At 74.5% G+C, this 20,245-nt stretch carries 18 protein-coding genes; 7 read left to right on the plus strand and 11 right to left on the minus strand.

Going from position 1 to position 20,245, the window contains the following annotated elements; translation table 11 throughout:
• Positions 1–180: 180 nt before the first annotated feature.
• From edd to HNR61_RS18395, 4 genes are read left to right on the plus strand one after another with little or no spacing between them, the layout of a single operon-like run.
• On the plus strand, positions 181–2,001 hold the full coding sequence (gene edd, locus HNR61_RS18380; protein ID WP_182844358.1) for a phosphogluconate dehydratase: 1,821 nt from the start codon (positions 181–183) through the stop codon (positions 1,999–2,001).
• Positions 2,001–2,966: a glucokinase gene (gene glk / locus HNR61_RS18385; RefSeq protein WP_182844359.1), complete on the plus strand. Its 966-nt coding sequence runs from the start codon at positions 2,001–2,003 to the stop codon at positions 2,964–2,966. Before edd ends, glk begins: the two co-directional genes overlap by 1 nt.
• Positions 2,963–3,601 (plus strand): bifunctional 4-hydroxy-2-oxoglutarate aldolase/2-dehydro-3-deoxy-phosphogluconate aldolase, encoded by a 639-nt coding sequence (eda, locus tag HNR61_RS18390; RefSeq protein ID WP_182844360.1) that lies wholly within the window; start codon positions 2,963–2,965, stop codon positions 3,599–3,601. Before glk ends, eda begins: the two co-directional genes overlap by 4 nt.
• A 21-nt stretch (positions 3,602–3,622) precedes the next feature.
• Positions 3,623–3,973 carry a (2Fe-2S) ferredoxin domain-containing protein gene (locus tag HNR61_RS18395; protein ID WP_182844361.1) on the plus strand — a complete coding sequence of 117 codons (351 nt, stop codon included), beginning with the start codon at positions 3,623–3,625 and terminating at the stop codon, positions 3,971–3,973.
• 13 nt (positions 3,974–3,986) lie between these two features.
• Here the strand turns inward: HNR61_RS18395 and HNR61_RS18400 are convergent, their stop codons facing one another.
• Both HNR61_RS18400 and HNR61_RS18405 read right to left on the minus strand, forming a co-directional pair.
• Complete coding sequence (locus HNR61_RS18400) at positions 3,987–4,517, minus strand: hypothetical protein (protein ID WP_182844362.1); 531 nt, start codon at positions 4,515–4,517, stop codon at positions 3,987–3,989.
• 136 nt (positions 4,518–4,653) lie between these two features.
• Entirely contained in the window at positions 4,654–5,556 is a 903-nt protein-coding gene (locus tag HNR61_RS18405; protein ID WP_182844363.1) for a M48 family metallopeptidase, read from the minus strand.
• Positions 5,557–5,688: 132 nt separating this feature from the next.
• Between HNR61_RS18405 and HNR61_RS18410 the strand changes: the two genes are divergently transcribed.
• Complete coding sequence (locus tag HNR61_RS18410; protein WP_182844364.1) at positions 5,689–6,129, plus strand: hypothetical protein; 441 nt, start codon at positions 5,689–5,691, stop codon at positions 6,127–6,129.
• 251 nt (positions 6,130–6,380) lie between these two features.
• On the opposite strand, the gene HNR61_RS18415 is transcribed toward HNR61_RS18410, so the two are convergent.
• Genes HNR61_RS18415 through HNR61_RS18425 form a run of 3 tightly spaced genes read right to left on the minus strand, consistent with a single transcriptional unit; the run spans position 6,381 to position 8,593 of the window.
• Positions 6,381–7,412 carry a peptidase M28 gene (locus HNR61_RS18415; RefSeq protein WP_182844365.1) on the minus strand — a complete coding sequence of 344 codons (1,032 nt, stop codon included), beginning with the start codon at positions 7,410–7,412 and terminating at the stop codon, positions 6,381–6,383.
• Positions 7,413–7,472: 60 nt separating this feature from the next.
• Positions 7,473–7,913 (minus strand): DUF1707 SHOCT-like domain-containing protein, encoded by a 441-nt coding sequence (locus HNR61_RS18420; RefSeq protein ID WP_182844366.1) that lies wholly within the window; start codon positions 7,911–7,913, stop codon positions 7,473–7,475.
• A 2-nt stretch (positions 7,914–7,915) separates the two neighbouring features.
• Entirely contained in the window at positions 7,916–8,593 is a 678-nt protein-coding gene (locus HNR61_RS18425; protein ID WP_182844367.1) for a PadR family transcriptional regulator, read from the minus strand.
• Between the two features lie 176 nt (positions 8,594–8,769).
• On the opposite strand from HNR61_RS18425, the gene HNR61_RS18430 reads away from it, so the two are divergent.
• Together HNR61_RS18430 and acnA are read left to right on the plus strand one after the other, a co-directional pair.
• The gene (locus HNR61_RS18430) at positions 8,770–10,215 is read left to right on the plus strand and encodes a hypothetical protein (protein ID WP_182844368.1); all 1,446 of its coding nucleotides are present in this window, start codon (positions 8,770–8,772) and stop codon (positions 10,213–10,215) included.
• 242 nt (positions 10,216–10,457) lie between these two features.
• On the plus strand, positions 10,458–13,268 hold the full coding sequence (acnA, locus tag HNR61_RS18435) for an aconitate hydratase AcnA (RefSeq protein ID WP_182844369.1): 2,811 nt from the start codon (positions 10,458–10,460) through the stop codon (positions 13,266–13,268).
• Positions 13,269–13,358: 90 nt separating this feature from the next.
• Here the strand turns inward: acnA and HNR61_RS18440 are convergent, their stop codons facing one another.
• The 6 genes from HNR61_RS18440 to HNR61_RS49235 form a co-directional block, all read right to left on the minus strand.
• Positions 13,359–13,646, minus strand: a complete 288-nt coding sequence (locus HNR61_RS18440; protein ID WP_182844370.1) for a hypothetical protein — start codon at positions 13,644–13,646, stop codon at positions 13,359–13,361.
• Positions 13,647–13,740: 94 nt separating this feature from the next.
• A complete protein-coding gene (locus HNR61_RS18445; protein ID WP_182844371.1) occupies positions 13,741–14,355 on the minus strand; it encodes a hypothetical protein in 615 nt (204 codons plus the stop codon).
• A gap of 129 nt (positions 14,356–14,484) precedes the next feature.
• Complete coding sequence (locus tag HNR61_RS18450) at positions 14,485–15,579, minus strand: terpene synthase family protein (protein ID WP_220509467.1); 1,095 nt, start codon at positions 15,577–15,579, stop codon at positions 14,485–14,487.
• Positions 15,580–15,680: 101 nt separating this feature from the next.
• On the minus strand, positions 15,681–15,851 hold the full coding sequence (locus HNR61_RS18455; protein ID WP_157420627.1) for a hypothetical protein: 171 nt from the start codon (positions 15,849–15,851) through the stop codon (positions 15,681–15,683).
• A gap of 77 nt (positions 15,852–15,928) precedes the next feature.
• Complete coding sequence (locus HNR61_RS18460; RefSeq protein ID WP_182844372.1) at positions 15,929–16,972, minus strand: polyprenyl synthetase family protein; 1,044 nt, start codon at positions 16,970–16,972, stop codon at positions 15,929–15,931.
• A gap of 461 nt (positions 16,973–17,433) precedes the next feature.
• Complete coding sequence (locus HNR61_RS49235; protein WP_182844373.1) at positions 17,434–20,106, minus strand: MMPL family transporter; 2,673 nt, start codon at positions 20,104–20,106, stop codon at positions 17,434–17,436.
• Positions 20,107–20,245: the final 139 nt, after the last annotated feature.

Consider the following 20,245-nt stretch of genomic DNA (forward strand, 5'->3'; position numbering starts at 1 on the left):
TGGAGGGACGACGGCTGGGCGGGCGGGGCATCCGGCCAGTCAATCATGGGAGGTTTGGGTATGTCTATTTGGCCTAAGCGAAGGACTTTTGTCATGTGAAGTTCATAAGTAGGCTTGTCGGTATTGCCGATGTGAGGGTAGTTTGCCGCTCTGTCGTCGTCCCCTGCTCTGGAGCGTCTGATGGCCCACGCCCCGCATCCCGTCCTGGTCCAGGTGACCGAGCGCATCGCCGCGCGCAGCGCGGACCGCCGCGCCGCCTATCTGCGGCGGATCCGGGAGGCGCGGGCGGCCGGACCCGCCCGCGGCGCGCTCGGCTGCGCCAACCTGGCGCACGGATTCGCGGCCTGCGGGCCGCTGGAGAAGCTGCGGCTGCGCGGCGACGTCACGCCGAACGTCGCCATCGTGTCGTCCTACAACGACATGCTCTCGGCCCACCAGCCGCTGAAGGACTACCCCGACCGGCTCAAGGCCGCCATCGCCGAGGCGGGCGGCACCGCGCAGTTCGCCGGGGGCGTGCCCGCCATGTGCGACGGCATCACCCAGGGCCGCGCGGGCATGGAGCTGTCGCTGTTCAGCCGGGACGTGGTGGCCATGGCGACGGCCGTGGCGCTGTCGCACGACATGTTCGACGGCGCGCTGCTGCTGGGCGTCTGCGACAAGATCGTTCCGGGGCTGGTGATCGGCGCGCTGTCGTTCGGGCACCTGCCGACGATCCTGGTCCCGGCCGGGCCGATGGCCTCCGGGCTGCCCAACGCCGAGAAGGCGAAGGTCCGCAAGCGGTTCGCCGCCGGGGAGATCGGCCGCGACGAGCTGCTGGAGGCCGAGGCCGCCTCCTACCACTCGCCGGGCACCTGCACCTTCTACGGCACCGCCAACTCCAACCAGATGCTCATGGAGGTCATGGGCCTGCACCTGCCCGGCGCGAGCTTCGTCCCGCCCGGCACCGGGCTGCGCGACGCCCTCACCGACGCCGCCGGACGCCGGGTGCTGGAGCTGACCGCCCTCGGTGACCACTACACGCCGATCGGCGAGATGCTGGACGAGCGCGCGTTCGTCAACGGCGTCGTCGCCCTGCTGGCCACTGGCGGATCCACCAACCACACCCTGCACCTGCCCGCCATGGCGAGCGCCGCGGGCATCGAGCTGACCTGGGACGACTTCGACGAGCTGTCGAAGGTCACGCCCACGCTGACGCGGCTGTACCCCAACGGCACCGCCGACGTGAACCACTTCCACGCCGCCGGGGGCACCGCGTTCCTCATCGGGGAGCTGCTGGACGCGGGCCTGCTGCACGCCGACGCCCGCACCGTCGGCGGCGCGTCGCTGGCGGAGTACCGCAACACCCCCGCGCTGGAGGACGGCGCGCTCGCGTGGCGTCCCGCCCCGCGGGAGTCGGGCGACCCCGGCGTCCTGCGCCCGGTCGCCGAGCCGTTCGACGAGCACGGCGGCCTGCACACCGTCGCCGGGAACCTCGGCCGCGCCGTCGTCAAGGTGTCGGCCGTCCGGCCCGAGGACCGGGTGGTCGAGGCCCCGGCCCGGGTGTTCGAGTCGCAGGAGCAGCTCCAGGAGGCGTTCCGGGCCGGTGAGCTGGACCGCGACGTCGTCGCCGTCGTCCGCTACCAGGGTCCGCGCGCCAACGGCATGCCCGAGCTGCACCGCCTGACCCCGCCCCTGTCGGTCCTGCAGGACCGCGGCCACAAGGTCGCGCTGGTCACCGACGGCCGCATGTCGGGCGCGTCGGGCGCGGTGCCCGCCGCCATCCACGTGTCGCCGGAGGCCGCCGCGGGCGGCCCCCTCGCCCGCGTGCGCGACGGCGACGTGGTCCGCCTCGACGCCGATAAGGGGCTGCTGGAGGTGCTGGTGCCCGACGACGCGTTCGCCGCGCGGGAGCCCGCCGGGGGCGCGCCCGACGGCGAGGCGTGGTCGGGCACCGGCCGCGAGCTGTTCTCCGCCTTCCGCCAGGCCGTCGGCCCGGCCGAGCGCGGCGCGGGGGTGTTCTGATGGCCTGGCTGGTCGCCGACATCGGCGGCACCAACGCCCGGTTCGCGCTGGTCGACGGGCCGGGCGGGGCGCCGCGCCACCGGGCGTCGCTGCCCACCCGCGGCTACCCCGACCTCGCCGCCGCGGTGGCCGCCTACCTGGCCGGGCACGCCCCGGCCGAGCACGTCGAGGCCGCCTGCCTGGCCGTCGCCGGGCCGGTCGGCGGCGGCGGCTTCCGCCTCACCAACGCGGGCTGGCCCGCCGACACCGCCGAACGCGTCCGCGCCCGCCTCGGCCTGCCCCACCTGGAGGTCGTCAACGACTTCGAGGCCCTCGCCCGCGCGCTGCCCTCCCTCGGCCCGGACGACCTGATCCCGGTCGGGGGACCGCCGCCCACCGGCGCCGGAACGCTCGCCGTCCTCGGCCCCGGCACCGGCCTCGGCACGGCGGGCCTGGTCCCGACCCCGGCCGGGCCGGTGCCGCTGCCCGGCGAGGGCGGCCACGTCGACATCCCCGCCGTGACCGAACGCGAGGTCGAGGTCATGCGGCTGCTGCGCGCCGAACGCGGCACCGCCTCCGCCGAGTACCTGCTGTCGGGCGACGGCCTGGTCCGGCTGCACCGCTTCCTGTCGATGATCCACGGCGTGCGGACGGCCCCGCCGACCGCCGCCGAGATCGTCGAGCGCCGCGACGACCCGGTGTGCGCCGAGACGCTGGAGACGTTCTGCGCGCTGCTCGGCTCCTACGCCGGGAACGTCGCCCTCACCTTCGGCGCGCGCGGCGGCGTCTACCTGGGCGGCGGTATCCTGCCGCGCGTCGTGGACGTGCTGCGGGGCAGCGCGTTCCGGGCGCGGTTCGAGGACAAGCCGCCCGTCGTCGACTACCTGCGGGCGATCCCCACCGCTCTGATCGTCCACCCGTGCCCGGCGTTCGCCGGCGCCGCCGCCCGGCTCGAACAGAGCCTGACCGCCCTGGAGGCCGCATGACCGCCGACCTGACCGCCGACGCGCTGCTGGACCTGGCGCCCGTCGTCCCCGTCGTGGTGATCGACGACGCCGAAGCCGCCGTTCCGCTGGCCGCCGCCCTGGTCGCGGGCGGCCTGCCGGTCATCGAGGTCACCCTGCGCACCCCGGCCGCCCTGGCGGCGATCGAGCGGATCGCCGCGCAGGTCCCGGACGCGGTCGTCGGCGCGGGCACGATCGTGCGGCCGCAGGACGCCGCCGACGCGGCCGCCGCGGGCTCGCGGTTCCTGGTCAGCCCCGGCTGCACCCCGGCGCTGCGCGAGGCGATGACCGCGACCGGGCTGCCGTTCCTGCCGGGCGTCTCCTCGGCGTCGGAGGCGATGGCGCTGCTGGAGCACGGGATCACGGCGCTGAAGTTCTTCCCGGCCGAGGCCGCGGGCGGCACCGCCTACCTGAAGTCGCTCGGCGGGCCGCTGCCGGGGGTCCGGTTCTGCCCGACCGGCGGGATCACCCCGGCCAGCGCGCCGGACTACCTGGCGCTGCCGAACGTCGGCTGCGTCGGCGGCTCCTGGCTCACCCCCGCCGACGCGGTCAAGGACGGCGACTGGGACCGGATCCGGGCGCTCGCGGCGGAGGCGGCGGCGCTGCGCACCCGGTGATGTGTCACCCTTTGCGGTGAAATGATCAAATCATCGGGAACACCGTGCCGCGTCACGGTCTGCCGCGACTGCTGCTGCGGCGGCCGCAAGATCAGGACCGTCGACCACGAGGAGCAGCTCGCCGTGCTCCGGCGGGCCGCGCCCGTCCGGGTGGCGGACTGCCTGGACGTGTGCGAGCGCGCCAACGTCATCGTCGTCCACCCGTCCTCGGCGGCCCGCGCCGCCGGGGCCAGGCCGGTCTGGCTCGGCCTGGTCAACGACGACGGGGCGGCCCACGACATCGCCGAGTGGGTGCGCGCGGGCGGCCCCGGCGTCGCCGAGCCGCCCGCGATCCTGGACCTGTACGAGTTCACGCCCCCGGGCCGTTCCTGAGGAGAGCGGTGATTCACGGTGACGCGGTCACGGAGGCCGGTGGGCGGCGCCTGACGAGGAGGAACGCCAGCATGCTGACGGCGAGGACGAGGAGGGCCATCAGCAGGAAGAAACCGGTCACCACGTAGCGCAGACCGGCCGCGTCGAAGTCGGTGGTGACGTTGCCCGCCGCGAACCGCGTTCCGGGCGGTCCCTGGCAACGGACGGTGACGCTGCCGAACATCGACGTTCCGACGTGTTCCCAGCCCTCGCTCGTGCGGTAAGGCCGTCCCTCGGGGCTTTCCAGGTCCTGGCAGCCGCCGGTGGCCGGCCTGCCCGGCGGGCTGTGGCGGTAGACCGCGCGTCGGGGAGCGAAACGATCGTCGTCCCGGACCAGGGTGATGGGCTCTCCGGGACCGACCGGGGTGCCGATCCCGGCCGCCCGTTCCCGCGCCCACTCCCCGGCGGGCGGGCCCAGGACGAACCCGAGCAGGGCGAGGAGTGCGCCGGCGAGCAGCGGCAGGCCGAGCAGGAAACGCCTCCGGTGGCGGTGCGCACTGGTCATGGCGGCTCCCCGGTAGAGGGCGTACCTGAGTGGACGTTCCGGGAGCGTGCGAGGTTCGGAAGGATGAGGTGGCCTCACCCGGCACGCGGCGGCCCATGGCCGGGTGGGGGTCCGGTGCTCCGTGACCGAACGGGTCTCATGGAAACCGTCGCCGAGGGGGCGCGGTGCGGGGGCGGAAGAGCAGGCGGCCGGGCCGGTCGCGGTCCCGCAGCGCCGCCGAACGCCAGGTGAGCGGCGGCCGGCGGGACCGGAGGTTGACCAGCCAGGGGAACAGGCCCCGCTCGGTGGAGGCCCGTTCGCACAGGGCGTCGAAGTCGACCTTGCCGAGCAGCAGCTGACCGGCCCCGAGCAGCCGCATCGCCGCCGGGCCGCCCTCCGGGCACAGCGCGTGGCCGTGGTTGTCGGCGGTGTACTCCTCGGCCCGCGACCAGGCCGGGCCGAGCACCGGGACGTGGGAGACCGCCATGCCGGCGACCGCGCGCCAGTAGGAGGTGTGGCGGGAGGCCAGGCGGCCGACCTCGCGGCCGATCACGAACCGCAGCGCCTCGGGGTTGCGGGTCCGGCCGCCGGCCTCGAACAGGCCGCTGGTGATGACGATGTAGTGGCGGCCCTGGTGGTGTCCGGCGGACGAGGAGAGCCTCCCCTCGCCGAGCATCACGTAGGCGTCGGGCACCCGCCGGAGGCCGAAGCGGCGGGCGGCCTCCACGACGACCGCGTGGGCCTCGGGGAACTGCGTGGCGGTGATCTGCACCGACTGCAGCCTTTGCCGGGCGTGCGCCATGCCGCCCCTGACGAACACCAGCAGCGGGATCGGCGCGAACAGCAACGCCACATCGAGGAAGAGGGACTCCTCGTCGTCGAACGCGTACCCGACCACGGCGAGGGCGGTCGCCAGCAGCCCGACCGTGACCAGCGAGGCGAGGCAGAACAGCGGCGTCTCGCGGGGGTGCCGCAGCGGCCCCTCCCCGGTCTCCCGGTGTTCGTGGTCCCCGCCGTGCGGCTCCGCGCGCCGCCCGCCGCGGGTCGTCGTCCCCGCCATGTCTTCCTCCGCTCGGCAGCCCTGGTAACCAGACTGTGACGGGCGCCACCGGGCGCGTGTTCGAGGCGGAGCGGATGATTTACCTGGTTCGCCGTGGCCGGGCGCCGCGGGGGAGGCCGTAGTCTGCGACGCATGTTCGACGAGAAGACGCAGGAGACGTTGCGGCGCCTGCTGGACCTGGCGGAGCATCCCAACACCTCCGCGTCCGAGCGGAGCCTGGCCTTCGCGAAGATCCGCGCGGTGGTCGGGTCGCCCGACACCACCCGCCGGGCGTCGGTGAACGCGGCCCGCGACGCCGCCCTGCTGGCCCGGCTGCGCCCCCTGACCGCGCGCGTCGACGACGAACTGGTCGAGGAGGTCCACGGCGACCTGTACGCGTTCGGCAGCCGCCACCGCGTGATGGGCGAGGTCGCCGAGGAGCTCGCCGAGATCCTCCAGCAGCGCGCCGCCGCGCCCAGGAACCGCCGGGCCCGCTACGACGAACTGGTGCGTTCGGCGGCGTGGCGGCTGACGTACCTGCTGGAACGAGGCGACTCCGCCCGCCGCCCCGCCTGGCGACGCACCGCCCGTTAGGTGGTGCATCCAAGCCCTGGCCCTCGGCGCTCGCCCTGGCCTGCGGCGCTCGTTTTGGCTCGTGGCGCTCGCCTTGACCTGCGGCGCTCGCTCTGGCCTGCGGTGCTCGCTCTGGGGGGCTCGCGCCTCACCGGGTCTCGGCGGGCGCGGTATCGCTGCGCGGTCTGACCCGCGTCCCCTCGTCTCCGGCTTCGGGTCCGCAGGTCAGGTGACGCGCTCGCCGCGGGGCCGGGTCCGCTGCGAAGCAGGTGCTAGATGCCGCGGCAGGCCGCCAGGGCGCGGGCGACGGCTTCGGTGAGTCGCGCGGCGTCGGCCACGCACCCGTAGTCCACGCGCCCGGCCCGGCGGCGTGGCACGCGTTCGCCCTCGTCCGCCGACACCAGACACACCGTCCGGTACCCGTGCCGCAGCGGCACCGCCCCGCCGGTCCCGGCCCGCGCCCGCCGCCCGCGCTCCACCGCGATGCCCTGCTCCAGGGCGCACCGCGCGACCAGGTCACCGAAGTCGGGGTCGTAGCGCTCCCGCCGGAACGCGCCGTCGGCGTCCAGCAGCGCCAGGCCGCCCTCGCCCACGGCGCCGAGGGCGAGGAACCAGGTGGAGTCGCGCGCCAGGTTCGGAAAGTGCCTGCGCGCGAAGCCGCGCGCCCCCTCCGATCCGGCCGAGAACAGGATCACCCGCAGGCCCGCCGGGGGCCGCCGCGCCAGCGACGCCGCCAGCGCGGTGAGCGCCACGACGCCGCCGAGGCCGTCACCCGCGCCGTCACCCGCATCGGGGCCCGCCGGACGCGTCCGGGCCCTCGCGGCGCCGAGCGCCGCCCCCGCCCGCCGCGCGAACGGCAGCCGTGCCACCGCCCCGGCCACCAGCAGCGCCGGGCCCGCGACGACCGGCCACCACGGCGGCCGCGCCACCGGTCCCGGAGCGGCGTCGTGCCGGGCCATCACCACCAGCGTGCGGCGGGCCGTGCCGTCGCCGACGCCCGCGACGACGTTGCTGATCGTGCGGGGGGCCGGCGCGGCGCCGGGCAGACCCGCGCGCCGTCCGGCCGCGCCCGCCAGCGCGGCGACCGCGGCGGGCCAGGAGGCCGGCCGCGCCAGGGGGACGCGGACGGGCTCCTCCTCGACGCGGGCGGCGACGCCGAGCTCGCGCAGCCGGTCGGCGACCAGCTCGGCGGCCCGGGGCCCGCCCGGCGGGCGGGCGGCGAGCCGTTCGACCGTGGCGCGCAGGTCGCCCTCCGGCGGCCGGGGCACGGGCGTGACCGGGTGCAGGAACCGTTCGGGCGACATGATGAGACGTTTTCACGATCCCCGGGCCCGGTCCACGCCCGCCGGGTGGCCGCCTCCGGCTCAGCGGCCCCGGTGCCCGGCGGCCAGGTGGAACACCGCCCGCAGGACCAGCGCCAGCAGCGCCAGCTGGACCACGGCGAAGACCGCCGTCCCCGCCCCGGCCGTGAAAGTCACCACCAGGAACACCGCCATCAGCAGCGGGAACGCCGGAACCGGCCCCCGGCGCGCCGGATACCGGTGGTGCCCCGGGTGCCGGTGGTACGCCGGATGGCCGTGACCGGCCCGCGCGACGGGCCACCGCTCGGCCGGCAGCCCGTGCGGTTCGGGCAGGTCGCGGACGACGCCGCGCAGGTCGCCCCGCGTCCGCGCGGCCAGCGCGACGTCGAGCCGCTCGTCCAGCTCCTCGCGCGTCAGCCGCCCGGCCGCGAAGTGGTCGTGCAGCGCCACCGCCACGGCGTCGCGTTCGGCGTCGCCGACGCGCAGCTCGTCGGAGCGGGCCACCGTCACTCCTCGTCGGCCGTCGGGACGTCGTCGGCCAGCAGCCGGTACAGGCTCCGGCGCGCCTCGGCCAGGATCCGCTCGGCCCGCGCGACCTGCTCGGGCGACCCGGAGTGGACGATCTGCATGACCGCCGCCCCGGTCTGCGCGGCCTCCCGGAACAGGTCCGGCACGCCCTCCCCGAAGCTCGGGGCCATCTGCGCCCAGGGCTCGCGCACCTCCTCCTCGTGGGACTCCACGTAGGCGCGGCCCTCGTCGGTGAGGTGGAACGTGCGCCGCCCGTCGCCCTCCTCGCCCCGGATCAGGCCCTCGTCGGCGAGCTGCTGCAACGCCGGGTAGACCGCGCCCGGGCTGGGCTTCCACGCGCCGCCGCTGCGTTCGGCGACCTCCTGGATGATCTGGTAGCCGTTGCGGGGGCCCTCGGCGAGCAGCGCCAGGATCGCGGCCCGCACGTTCCCCTTGGGGGCCTTGCCGCCGCGCCCCCAGCCGCCGCGCCGCCCGCGCGCCCACGGCGGACCCCAGGGACCGGGCGGCGGCGGACCCCACGGTCCGGGCCCGCCGAACGGCCATCCCGGCATGCCCTCGGCCCGGGACCCGCACTCGTGCCGGTGCCGGGCCGCCTTCGCCCCGAGCGCCGCCGCCGCGAACGCCCACCGGGGATCGAACCCCCGTCCTCCGTGCATCTCCTCCACCGCCTTTCGAGATCGTTCTCTGATCTCTCGCGATACGACAACGATATATCGAAGACGTATGATCGGGCGAGAGGGTTCCCGGGCGGCCGGGGGCTCCGGCCGACGCCCTTGATCGTCTAATCTGTGTCCCCGCGCGGTGAGCCGCGTTCCCCCTGGGCAGGAGCCTGATGAGCGAGCAGTTCGACCATCTTCCGCCGCGCTGGCTGATCCGGTACGTGATCACCGATATCGGTGACCTCAACGGCTGGTTCACGGCCCTGCCGCTCGCGGTCGCCGCCGTGCTCCCGGTCCTTCCGGGCGTGCCCTGGCCGACGGCGCTCCTGCCGTTGGCGTGCGGGCTGGCCCTGGCGGGAGCGAAGATCTACGCGAGGCTGGACAGCCACCGGAGCTCGCGGGACCTCGCCGTCTGGGGAGCCGAGAGGGTCCTGCGGCTGATCGACGAAAGCGACTTCGCGCCCGCCTCCCACATCACCCCCGGCACGCTCGCGCTCCGCGACGGCCTGCTGCGCGGCGCCGCCGAACTCCGCCGGGCGCTGGCCGAACGGGACGCCGCCCGCTGCAAGTCGCTGAAGAGCCGCTGCGAGCGCGACCTGGCGCTGCTGGAACTGCGCTGGCACGGCAGGATCGTGACGGGGGCCGGGCGGTCCGGAGCCTCGTCCCGGGACGCGGAGCAGACGCCCGCCTGGGAGCGGACCGCGCCGACGCCGTTGCGTTCCTTCGAGGGCAGGGGGGACGCCACGGTGCCGGTGCGCCTCGGGCTTCCCGGCGAGATGCTGCTGGAGTTCGCGCCGGAGCCCGGCGTCAAGGGACGGGTGAACGTCCAGGACGAACGCCGGAAGAAGGACCCCTACGGCATGAGGGCGTTCGCGCCGGGCGTGCCGGTCCGCAGGCTCTACCAGCCGCCGTCCGTCTACCGCAGGTTCGGCGGGGTCAAGTCGCACGGCTACCTGAGGGTGACCTGCGAGGGGTCGTGGGCCCTGCGGCTCCTGGAGCCCGGCGCGATGCTCCGCTTCACCGTCCTGGCCGAGGGGCACGGCGACGAGGTCCTGCTCTACACCGGCCCGCCCGCGACGCTGACGGTGGAGGCGACGGGATCGGTGACCCTGACCAGCCTGGACGGCGACCTGCGTCCGGACGGCCGGATCGCCCTGGAGGCGCCGGGGAGCACGCCCGTCAGCGGCCCGGCCCCGCTCGTCGTCCGCTGCGAGTCGTCCTGGCGTCTCACGGCCGAGCCCATCGACGTGGAGATCGCGCCCCCGCGCGACTTCGACGAGTCGGTCACCGGCGTCGGTGACGAGATCGTCCGCTACACCGGTCCCACCCGGCTGCTGACCGTCCGCCCCCCGGACGGCGTCGACGACTTCCGCCTGGAACTGCTCACCCAGACCCTGACCCCCGACGCCCTGATCTTCCGCCGCGACCACTGGAACCGTCACGAGAAGGAGGCCACGTTCCTGGCCCACACGGGCTCGCTCTTCCGGATCGGCGGCACCGGCGAGGGATGGACCCTGGCCCCGGCCCCGCCGGACCCGCTCCCGGTCGACCCGGACCCGCTCCCGGTCGACCCGCTCGCGCCCGGCGCCCCCGGCGGCTCGCGCACCCGGGTGGTCTAGCGCCGCCGTGGCCACCGACACACCTCGGGCTACCCGAAGGTAACTTGATATCGAGATAAAATCAGAGGTAGCTTGACGTCAAGAGAAAAGCTGCGGAAGTTAGGCGAACCTGAGTCCCAAGCAGACTTTCGGCTAGGGCAGGATTCAGGGGGAATGGAAACCCGTTGCCCCGGCCCGCGTGGGTGACCCGCGCGCCGGTCGGATGGGCCCATATCGATAGTCAGTGCAGACGCCGCGCCGCCATGTCTCGGACCGGGCGCGCGGTGGTGACGGAGGAGGAGTCCGTGTCCACGAACAGCTTCGACAGCCGCAGCGAGCTGCGGGTCGGCGAGAAGAGCTACGAGATCTACCGGCTGGACGCGGTGGAGGGCTCGGCCCGGCTCCCGTACAGCCTGAAGGTGCTGCTGGAGAACCTGCTGCGCACCGAGGACGGCGCCAACGTCACCGCCGACCACGTCCGCGCCCTGGCGAGCTGGGACCCGAGCGCCCAGCCGAGCCAGGAGATCCAGTTCACCCCGGCCCGTGTGATCATGCAGGACTTCACCGGCGTGCCGTGCGTGGTGGACCTGGCGACCATGCGGGAGGCCGTGCGCGACCTGGGCGGCGACCCCACCCGGATCAACCCGTTGGCGCCGGCCGAGATGGTCATCGACCACTCCGTCATCGTCGACTACTTCGGCACCCCCGAGGCGTTCGAGCGCAACGTGCAGGTCGAGTACGAGCGCAACCGGGAGCGCTACCAGTTCCTGCGCTGGGGCCAGACCGCGTTCGACGAGTTCAAGGTCGTCCCGCCCGGCACCGGGATCGTCCACCAGGTGAACATCGAGCACCTGGCCCGCGTGGTGTTCGACCGGGACGGCGTCGCCTACCCCGACACCTGTGTCGGCACCGACTCCCACACCACCATGGAGAACGGCATCGGCGTCCTCGGCTGGGGCGTCGGCGGCATCGAGGCGGAGGCCGCGATGCTCGGCCAGCCGATCTCCATGCTGATCCCGCGCGTGGTCGGCTTCAAGCTGACCGGCGAGCTCCACCCCGGCACCACCGCCACCGACCTGGTGCTGACCATCACCGAGATGCTGCGCCAGCACGGCGTGGTCGGCAAGTTCGTCGAGTTCTACGGCGAGGGCGTCGCGGCGCTGCCGCTGGCCAACCGCGCCACCATCGGCAACATGAGCCCCGAGTTCGGCTCCACCTGCGCGATCTTCCCGATCGACCAGGAGACCCTGGACTACCTGCGCCTGACCGGCCGTGACGAGGAGCAGATCGCGCTCGTCGAGGCGTACGCCAAGGAGCAGGGCATGTGGCTCGACCCGTCGGTCGAGCCGGAGTTCTCCGAGTACCTCGAACTGGACCTGGCCACCGTCGTCCCGTCGCTGGCCGGCCCCAAGCGCCCGCAGGACCGCATCGCGGTGTCGGAGGCCAAGCAGACCTGGCGGCGCGACGTGCGCAACTACGTCGCCAGCATCCAGGGCCCGGCCGACGAGGCGTCCGACGAGTCGTTCCCGGCCTCGGACTCCCCGGCCATCAGCCACAGCGGCAACGGCGACAAGCCGCGCGCGCACGGTGACGGCAGCGCCGACCGCCCGAACCGCCCGACCCCGGTGAAGATGGAGGACGGCACCGAGTTCACCATCGACCACGGCATCGTCGCGGTCGCGGCCATCACCTCCTGCACCAACACCTCCAACCCGTACGTCATGGTCGGCGCGGGCCTGCTGGCCAAGAAGGCGGTCGAGAAGGGCCTCACCCGCAAGCCGTGGGTGAAGACCTCCCTGGCCCCCGGCTCCCAGGCCGTCACCGACTACCTGGAGCGCGCGGGCCTCAGCCCGTACCTCGACAAGATCGGGTACAACCTGGTCGGCTACGGCTGCACCACCTGCATCGGCAACACCGGCCCGCTCCAGCCGGAGATCTCCAAGGCCATCAACGACAACGACCTGGCCGTCACCGCCGTCCTGTCGGGCAACCGGAACTTCGAGGGCCGCATCAGCCCCGACGTCAAGATGAACTACCTGGCGTCCCCGCCGCTGGTCATCGCCTACGCCCTGGCCGGCACCATGGACATCGACATCCTCAACGACCCGATCGCCGAGGGCGCCGACGGGCAGCCGGTGTACCTGAAGGACATCTGGCCGTCGCCGGAGGAGGTCGCCGAGATCGTCAACTCCTCCATCGGCCAGGAGATGTACGTCCGCAACTACGCCGACGTCTTCAAGGGCGACGAGCGCTGGCGCGGCCTGGACATCCCGACCGGCGGCACCTTCGAGTGGGACCCGGCCTCCACCTACGTGCGCAAGGCCCCCTACTTCGACGGCATGGAGACCGAGCCCGCCCCGGTCACCGACATCCACGGCGCCCGCGTGCTGGTCAAGCTGGGCGACTCGGTCACCACCGACCACATCTCCCCGGCCGGCTCCATCAAGGTCGGCACCCCGGCCGCGCAGTACCTCCAGGAGCACGGCGTCGCCGTCAAGGACTTCAACAGCTACGGCTCGCGCCGCGGCAACCACGAGGTCATGATCCGCGGCACGTTCGCCAACATCCGGCTGCGCAACCAGCTGCTGGACGGCGTCGAGGGCGGCTACACCCGCGACTTCACCCAGGCGGACGCGCCGCAGTCGTTCATCTACGACGCCGCGCAGAACTACGCCGCCCAGGGCACCCCGCTCGTGGTCATCGCGGGCAAGGAGTACGGCTCCGGCTCCTCCCGCGACTGGGCCGCCAAGGGCACCGCGCTGCTGGGCGTCCGCGCCGTCATCGCCGAGTCCTACGAGCGCATCCACCGCTCCAACCTGATCGGCATGGGCGTGCTGCCCCTGCAGTTCAAGGAGGGCGACTCCGCCGGGTCCCTCGGCCTGACCGGCACCGAGACCTTCGAGATCACCGGGATCGAGAGGCTCAACGAGGGCGAGACCCCGCGCGAGGTCACCGTCAAGGCCGACGGCCGGGAGTTCCAGGCCGTCGTCCGGATCGACACCCCCGGCGAGGCCGACTACTACCGCAACGGCGGCATCATGCAGTACGTCCTGCGCAACCTGCTGCGCAAGTAGGAGGTACCGCCGGCGAACGGGCCGCCACCCCGCGAGGGTGGCGGCCCTTCCGCGCTCAGGCGCGGGTGCGCGTGCCGGGTCGGGGGGCGGTCACCTGACGTACAGCTCGTGGGCTCCGCCGTCCGCCTCGCAGCGGTACTCCCGTGCGCCGCCGCTCAGCAGCAGCGCCACTCCCTGGCCGTTGCACAGGAAGGTGCTGGGGTAGTACGCGATGAAGCGCCACGAGCGCCAGGGGCCGTCGTACCCGTCGTCGTAGATGTGGATGTCGGACGGCCGCGCGCCGGTGGCCTGGGCCGCCGGGACGGCGGCCACCGATCCGGCGCCGCAGGCGAGGACGAGGGCCGCGGCCGCGAGAAGGCGTTTGCCGAGGGGGGACATGGGGCTCCTTCGCACAGAGGGGACGGGATCGGCCGATGGGGAGAGGCCGACGCTCCTAGAGGTTCCCCTCTCGACACTGTATGTAAAATAACGATTACATAGAGTCACTGATCCGGGGGCGGCCCAGGCGGCGCAGCATCCCCACCAGCGACGCCCCGCCGGACGGCCGCGCGGGCCGCCGCGGGGCCGGCGCGTCGACCCCCATCAGCTCGCGCAGGTTCTCGCTGAACTCCTGGTAGATCCACTGCGGGCTCACCAGCTCGGGGGAGGGCAGCCGGTCGTGCAGGGCGAAGCGGCGGGCCGCCTCCCGCTCCGACTCGCTGCTCTGGCCGATGTCGAACCGCAGCTTCAGCAGCGAGCAGTACCGTCCGGGGACGACGGGCAGGTGGACCTGGAGCCGGTGCAGGGCCAGCGCCTGCCGGCCCGCCGCCAGGGACTCCTCGGCCGCCAGGTACTCGGCGTACAGGTCGCCGACCCGCCGGAGGTGGTCGACCAGCAGGTCCCGGCCGTGCCGGTCGCGCGACCGCGCGTCCTGCTCCCGCAGCCGCCGCTCGGCCTCCTCCCGCTCGCCGCGCAGCCGGACCCCGGCGTGGCGGACGTCGCGGGTGAGCACGCGCAGCGCCACCAGGAACCCGCAGGCCGTGACGATCGTGGCGCAGGCGGGGACCACGTCCGCCACCGCGGAGGCGGCGTCCACCGGCACCAGCATGATCGTCCTATCCGTTCCGCGTCGGCAGTGCTCGGGCTGTCGCGAAGCGAGAATGCCGATCTCGGGCCGGGGCGGCCGATCGTTTTACCGGAAGTTGGCGGCCCCCTGCGGACCGGAGACGCGGGCCGGTCAGAGCAGGCGGTCCCACCACCAGGCGACGGCCGGGATCGGCAGCGGCCGCGTGCCGGCGTCGGAGGGCCGGTCGGCCCACTCGGGGGCGCCGAGCGGCAGGCTCGTGACGTCCCGGTGGTTGTAGCGGAGCGTCTCGAACGCCCAGTCGATGTTGCCGCGGATGGCGTGCCCCAGGCAGTCCAGGTACAGGCGCAGCTCCCGGCTCGCCCGAGGGCGGACCCGCTCCCGCAGCTCCAGGAAGCGGCTCATCACGCGGTCCCGCATCCCGACCGCCCGCTCCAGCGCCTCGTGCGGCGCGTAGCCCTCGTGGTGGACCAGCACGTTGATGATGTTCTGGTCGGTGTGCCGCTGCCCGCACTCCTTGTTGTAGGAGTGCAGGTCGTTGTCCCAGGAGGCGACGGTGACGGCCATCTCGGTCAGCGCGCGGACCGCCGGCGCGTCCATCTCGCGTCCCGGCACCTCGGCGCCGCAGGCGATCTCCAGCATCGCCAGCGTCGGCGCGCCGCCCGCGCTGTGCAGGCGCATGGTGGTGTAGTCCGCCAGGTCGGGCATGTGCCCGCGGGCCCGGTTGGAGATCTGCCAGGCCACGGCGAACAGCCAGGCGCGGTGCGCGTCGTGGAACCGCCGCACCTGGACGGGGGTGGCGCACTCCTGGAACGAGCGCCCGATGTCCTGCAACGCGGTGACCAGCGGGTCGTCGCCGAACGCGCCGTGCGGGACCTCCAGCGCCCGCTGGAGGGGACCGGTCATCGCCAGGAAGCGGTCCGGCCGCGCGCTGAACGGCCCGGCGTCGCAGCGCGCGTCGTCGAAGGCGAAGCCCCAGTACACCCAGTGGGCGGCCATCTGCACGTTGTGCTCGACGCCCTGGGGCGCGAAGCGCGCGTAGAACTCGGCGCTGTTGGTGCCCAGCAGCCGCGCGCGGTCGGTGTCGTCCCGGTGGAAGGCGACCCGGTCGATCCACTCGATCGCGCGCCTTTCGATCTCGTCCGCCCGCGGGTGGATCGCCGGCTCCACCGGGCAGTAGAACGGCGGCGGCCGCAGGGGAGCGGCCGGTGAGGTGTCGGTGGTGTCCGGTTGCGCTGCTGTGCTCAATGCCGGTCCTGTGCTCTGGCCCACCTGGGCGGGGCGTCGTCTGGGACGGGGCGGGTGGGCGGCGTGCCGGGAACGGTCGCCCGGCACGCCGCCCGGCGCGCCTAGAAGAACCAGAAACCGCCGTGGGGGCGGCCGGGTCCGTTGAGGAACGTGTCCACGATGCTGCTGAGGCCCTCGCCGTCGGCCGGGGCGGCGCTCGCCACGCCCGCGCCGAGGCACAGGACGCCGACGGTGAGGAGGACGATGGTGAGGGGGCGACGGATGCGATCCATGGGGGGCCTTTCCGTGAGGTGGTGATTGCACACAGTAGTCTTTCATGACTCTGAGTAGCCAAACGGCGACGGTCCCCTCACTGCCGCCGGTCCGCCAGCGAGCGCGCCACGGCGATCAGCTCCGCCGCCGCGGGTTCGGCCAGCCCCAGGCCGCGCAGGCCGCCGACCGCGGCGTCCAGGTGGTGCCGCGCCATCCGTTCGGCGGCCGCCCGGCCGCCCGCCTCCGCCACGAGCGCGGCGGCCTGCCGCACCTCCGGCCCGGTGCGCTCGCCCGACAGCAGCTCCGCCAGCCGGTCGCCTCCCCGGGGGTCGGCCAGCGCCGTCAGCACCGGGACGGTCTTCTTGCCGCGCCGGAGGTCGCCGAAGGCGGGCTTGCCGGTGACCGAGGGGTCGCCCCAGATCCCCAGCACGTCGTCGACCGCCTGGAAGGCCAGCCCGAGGTGGCGCCCCGCCTCCTCCAGCCCCGCCACCACGCCGGCCGGCGCGCCCGCCAGCGCGGCCCCGATCGCGGCGGAGCAGCCCAGCAGCGCGCCGGTCTTGCGGACGGCCATGTGGCGGTACTCCGCCAGGGTGACCGCCCGCGGCCCGGTCCAGGGCCGGTCCTCGAACGCCACGTCCGCCGCCTGCCCGCCGACCAGGTCCAGCAGCATGCGGGCCAGCAGGCGGGCGGCCTCGCCGTGCCGTTCGCCCGGGGCCTCCGCCAGGGCGCCCAGGGCGAGGGCGAGCAGCGCGTCGCCGGTCAGCACGGCCGTGCCCACCCCGTAGGCCTTCCACAGCGACGGACGGTGCCGCCGCCGCTCGTCGCCGTCCATGATGTCGTCGTGCGCGAGCGAGAAGACGTGCACCAGCTCGACGGCGACGGCGCCCGCCACCACGGTGTCGGGCGGGGCGCCGACGGCCTGCGCGCCCAGCAGCGCCAGCGCCGGACGCAGCCCCTTGCCCGTGCCGTGCCCGTCGGCCCGCCCGTCGCTGTCCCACCAGCCCAGCGCGAAGCCGCACCTCATCTCCAGGTCGCGGTCCAGCGCGCCGACCGTCGCGCGCAGCGCCGGCTGCACCAGGTCCCGGCAGCGGGCCAGGGACTCGGCGGCCTCGAACGTCGCTGTCTGTGTGCTCGTCGTCATGTCCGCTCCGGATCGTGGTGGAAGGGGGACGGCCCGGCGTCCGCGCGCTCGGGCCGAACGAACTGCGAATTTCCGGACGGCCGCTCTCCCAAACGCTTTCCGCCCGCTGATGATCCGTAGTTTGCCAGACCGTGGATTGGCTCCCTCATATGGCGACATGGCAATACAAAAACGGGAAGGCGCCTCGGCGGCGAAAGGGCTCCGGCGCGGCACTGGAAGAGCCCGAATCTCTCTGACGTGCGAAGATGTGCAGCCTTCCCCGCGACGAGAGGATCGAGGGGAAAGGACTATTCCTTTCAAGTGGGCATATTCGCCGGTTCGGGCTCGTCCTTGGGCCAGTGGGCGATTCCGTGGCCGCCACACTGGGCGCGCCCTCCGGTGAGGGATTGCGGAAGGAAGAAAACGCCGTCATTTCCGCCCCGTTTCGGATGAGGAACGCCCGGTCGGCGCGCGTTCCGCGGTCACCTGGCCCGGACGCCGGACAGGGCGCGCAGCGTCCGCCGGACGCGTCCGGCGGGCGGCGCCCCGTCCCCGCCCTCCTCCAGGCCCAGCCTCCGGTGCAGCCGCGCCAGCGGCGCCGGCGCCCACCAGTTGGCCGGGCCGGTCAGGCGCATGAAGGCCGGGACCAGCACGCCGCGCACCAGGGTCGCGTCGACCAGCACGGCCAGCGCCAGCCCCAGGCCGTTCATCTTCAGCACGGTGTTGCTGGACAGGACGAGGGAGCCGGTGGTCAGGGCGATCACGCAGGCGGCGGCGGTGACGAGGCGGCCGGTGGTCGCGATGCCGGTGACGACCGCGCCGTCGTGGTCGCCGGTGGCGCGGTGGTGCTCGCGGATCCGCGACAGCAGGAAGACCTCGTAGTCCATGGACAGCCCGAACGCCACCGTGAGCGTGAGCACCAGGGTGATGGCCTCCAGATGGCCGGTCAGGGCGAAGTCGCCCACCAGGCCGCGCAGGCGGCCGTCCTGGAAGATCGCGACGATGGCGCCGCAGCTTGCGGTGAGGCTGAGCGCGCCCAGCAGCAGGGCCTTCACCGACACCAGGATGCCGCCGGTGAACAGGAACAGCAGGACCACGGTGCTGACGGCGATCACGGCGACGGCGGCCGGGAGCGCCCGTCCCATCGCCGTCAGCGTGTCGTTCACCTGCGCCGTCCGGCCGCTCACCAGGCGGCGGCCGGGGGCGGGCTCGGCGCGGACGCGTTCCAGCAGCCGCCCGGCGGCCCGGGACTGCGGGTCGGGACGGCCGCTCACGACCACGAGCGTGGCCCCCCGTGAGGCGAACGACCGCGCCCGCTCCTTGCGGGCACGCGCCCCGGCGTCACCGCGGGACTTGGCGTGGCGGGGCTTGCCGCGGGACTTGGCACTGCGGGACTTGGCGCTACGGGACTCACTGCGGGGTTCGGCTTCGGACCCGGCGCGGCCCGGGTGGACGCCGGTCGCGGTCTGCACCGCGACGACCTGGGGCAGCGCCGCCAGCCGCCGCGCGTAGTCGGCGAGGTCGCGGCGGTCGCCCGGCCGGGCGGCGTCGAGACCCGGCAGGACGACGTGCAGGTCGCGGTCCACCTGCCGGGTGAAGTCGCGCCTGATCTGCCGGGCGGTGGCGTGCGCCTCCGCGCCGACCGGCAGGATCCGCTCGTCGGCGATGCCGAACCGGACGTGCAGGAACGGCAGCGTCAGCATCAGCAGCAGGACCGCGCACCCCCCGCCGAGGGCCACCGGCCGGCGGACGGCGGCCAGCGCGACGCGCCGCCACAGCAGGCTCTCCTGCTCGGCCACGCGGCGACCGAAACCGCAGATCCTGGCGATCGCCCATCCGGGGCCGCCCAGCAGCACGGCGGCGGCGCCCCCGGCCGTCAGCGGCCGACGGGCCAGCGCGCGCACCAGGGCCTGCGCCAGGGCCGCCCGGGCGGGCCCGCCCGCCCCCACCGCCGGACGGCGCCGGCCGGCGGGCAGCAGGTCCAGGGCGACCGCGGTCGCCCCACCGGCCAGCACGAGGCGGCGCGCGGCCCGCACCGCCCGGCGGCGGCCCGCCCCGGCGGCCCGGCGGCGCAGCCGGGCGAAGGGGTCCAGGTCGTTGACGCGGGTGCCCAGCGCGGCCAGCAGGGCGGGCAGCACCAGGATCGTGGCGGCCGCGGCCAGCGCCACCACCGTGATCACCGCCCAGGCCAGCGAGCGCAGCAGCGCGACGGGGAAGACGAACAGCCCGCTGACGGCCAGGCCCACGGTGCAGGCCGAGAAGACGACGGTGCGCCCGGCGGTGGCCATGCTGCGCACCACGGCCTCGCCGACCGGCAGCCCGCGGGCCAGTTCCTCGCGGAAGCGGGTCACGATGAACAGGCTGTAGTCGATGGCGAGCCCGAACCCCAGCGCGGTCGCCAGGTTGGGCGCGAACACCGAGATCTCGATCGCGTGCGTCAGCAGCCGCAGCGCGGCCAGCGTGCCGACCACGGCCAGGGCGCCCACCACGACCGGGAGCAGCGAGGCGAGGACCGACCCGAAGGCGATCACCAGGATCAGCACCGCCAGCGGCGCGACGACGACCTCGGCCTTGCGCGCGTCGTCCTGCCCCTGCCGGATGAACTGCACGTTCGTCCAGGCCGGTCCGGTGGCGGTCACGCGCAGCGGGGCGAACCGGCGGGCGAGGTCCGGGACCAGCCGCTCGGCGGTGCGGGTCGCGTCCGCCTCGGTCCCGGCCAGGTCCACCACCAGCAGGGCCGAACGGCCGTCGGTGGCGCGCAGCGCGGCCGGCCGCCCGTCCCAGTACGACCGCACGCGGGCCACCCCGGACCGTCCGCGCAGGTGGCGGGTCAGCCGGGCGCCCGCCTCCGCGACCGGGCCGGAGTCGACCGGCCGGTCCGCCGCGGCCCGCAGCACGAGGTCGGGGGTCGTGGCGTCGAACCCGCGCGTCAGCAGGGCGTCGGCGCGGGCCGACTCGGTGCCGGTGGCCAGGAACCCGCCGTTGGACAGCCGGTCGGCCAGTCCCGCCGCCAGGAGCCCCAGCATGAGGGCCGTGACCGCGGAGGCCGCCAGCACGGCGGTCCGGTTGCGCACCGACCAGCGCGCGAAGGCCGCCAGCGCGCCCTCCCGCCGTGCGGGACGGCGCGGCCGGGCGAGCGGTCCGCGCGCCCTCACCCGTCGTGCGCCCAGCGCTCACCGTTTCCGCGCCACGGGCGCGCCGACCGGCGTTCCTCGTTTCCGGGTGACATGGGGGTTCCTCACCACGCGATCCGACGGGCGCGTCATGGCCGGGCGTCCGAACACCCGGTGTGAT

Origin of the sequence: Actinomadura kijaniata, assembly GCF_014138665.1 — a bacterium.
GTDB classification, from domain to species: Bacteria; Actinomycetota; Actinomycetes; order Streptosporangiales; family Streptosporangiaceae; genus Spirillospora; species Spirillospora kijaniata.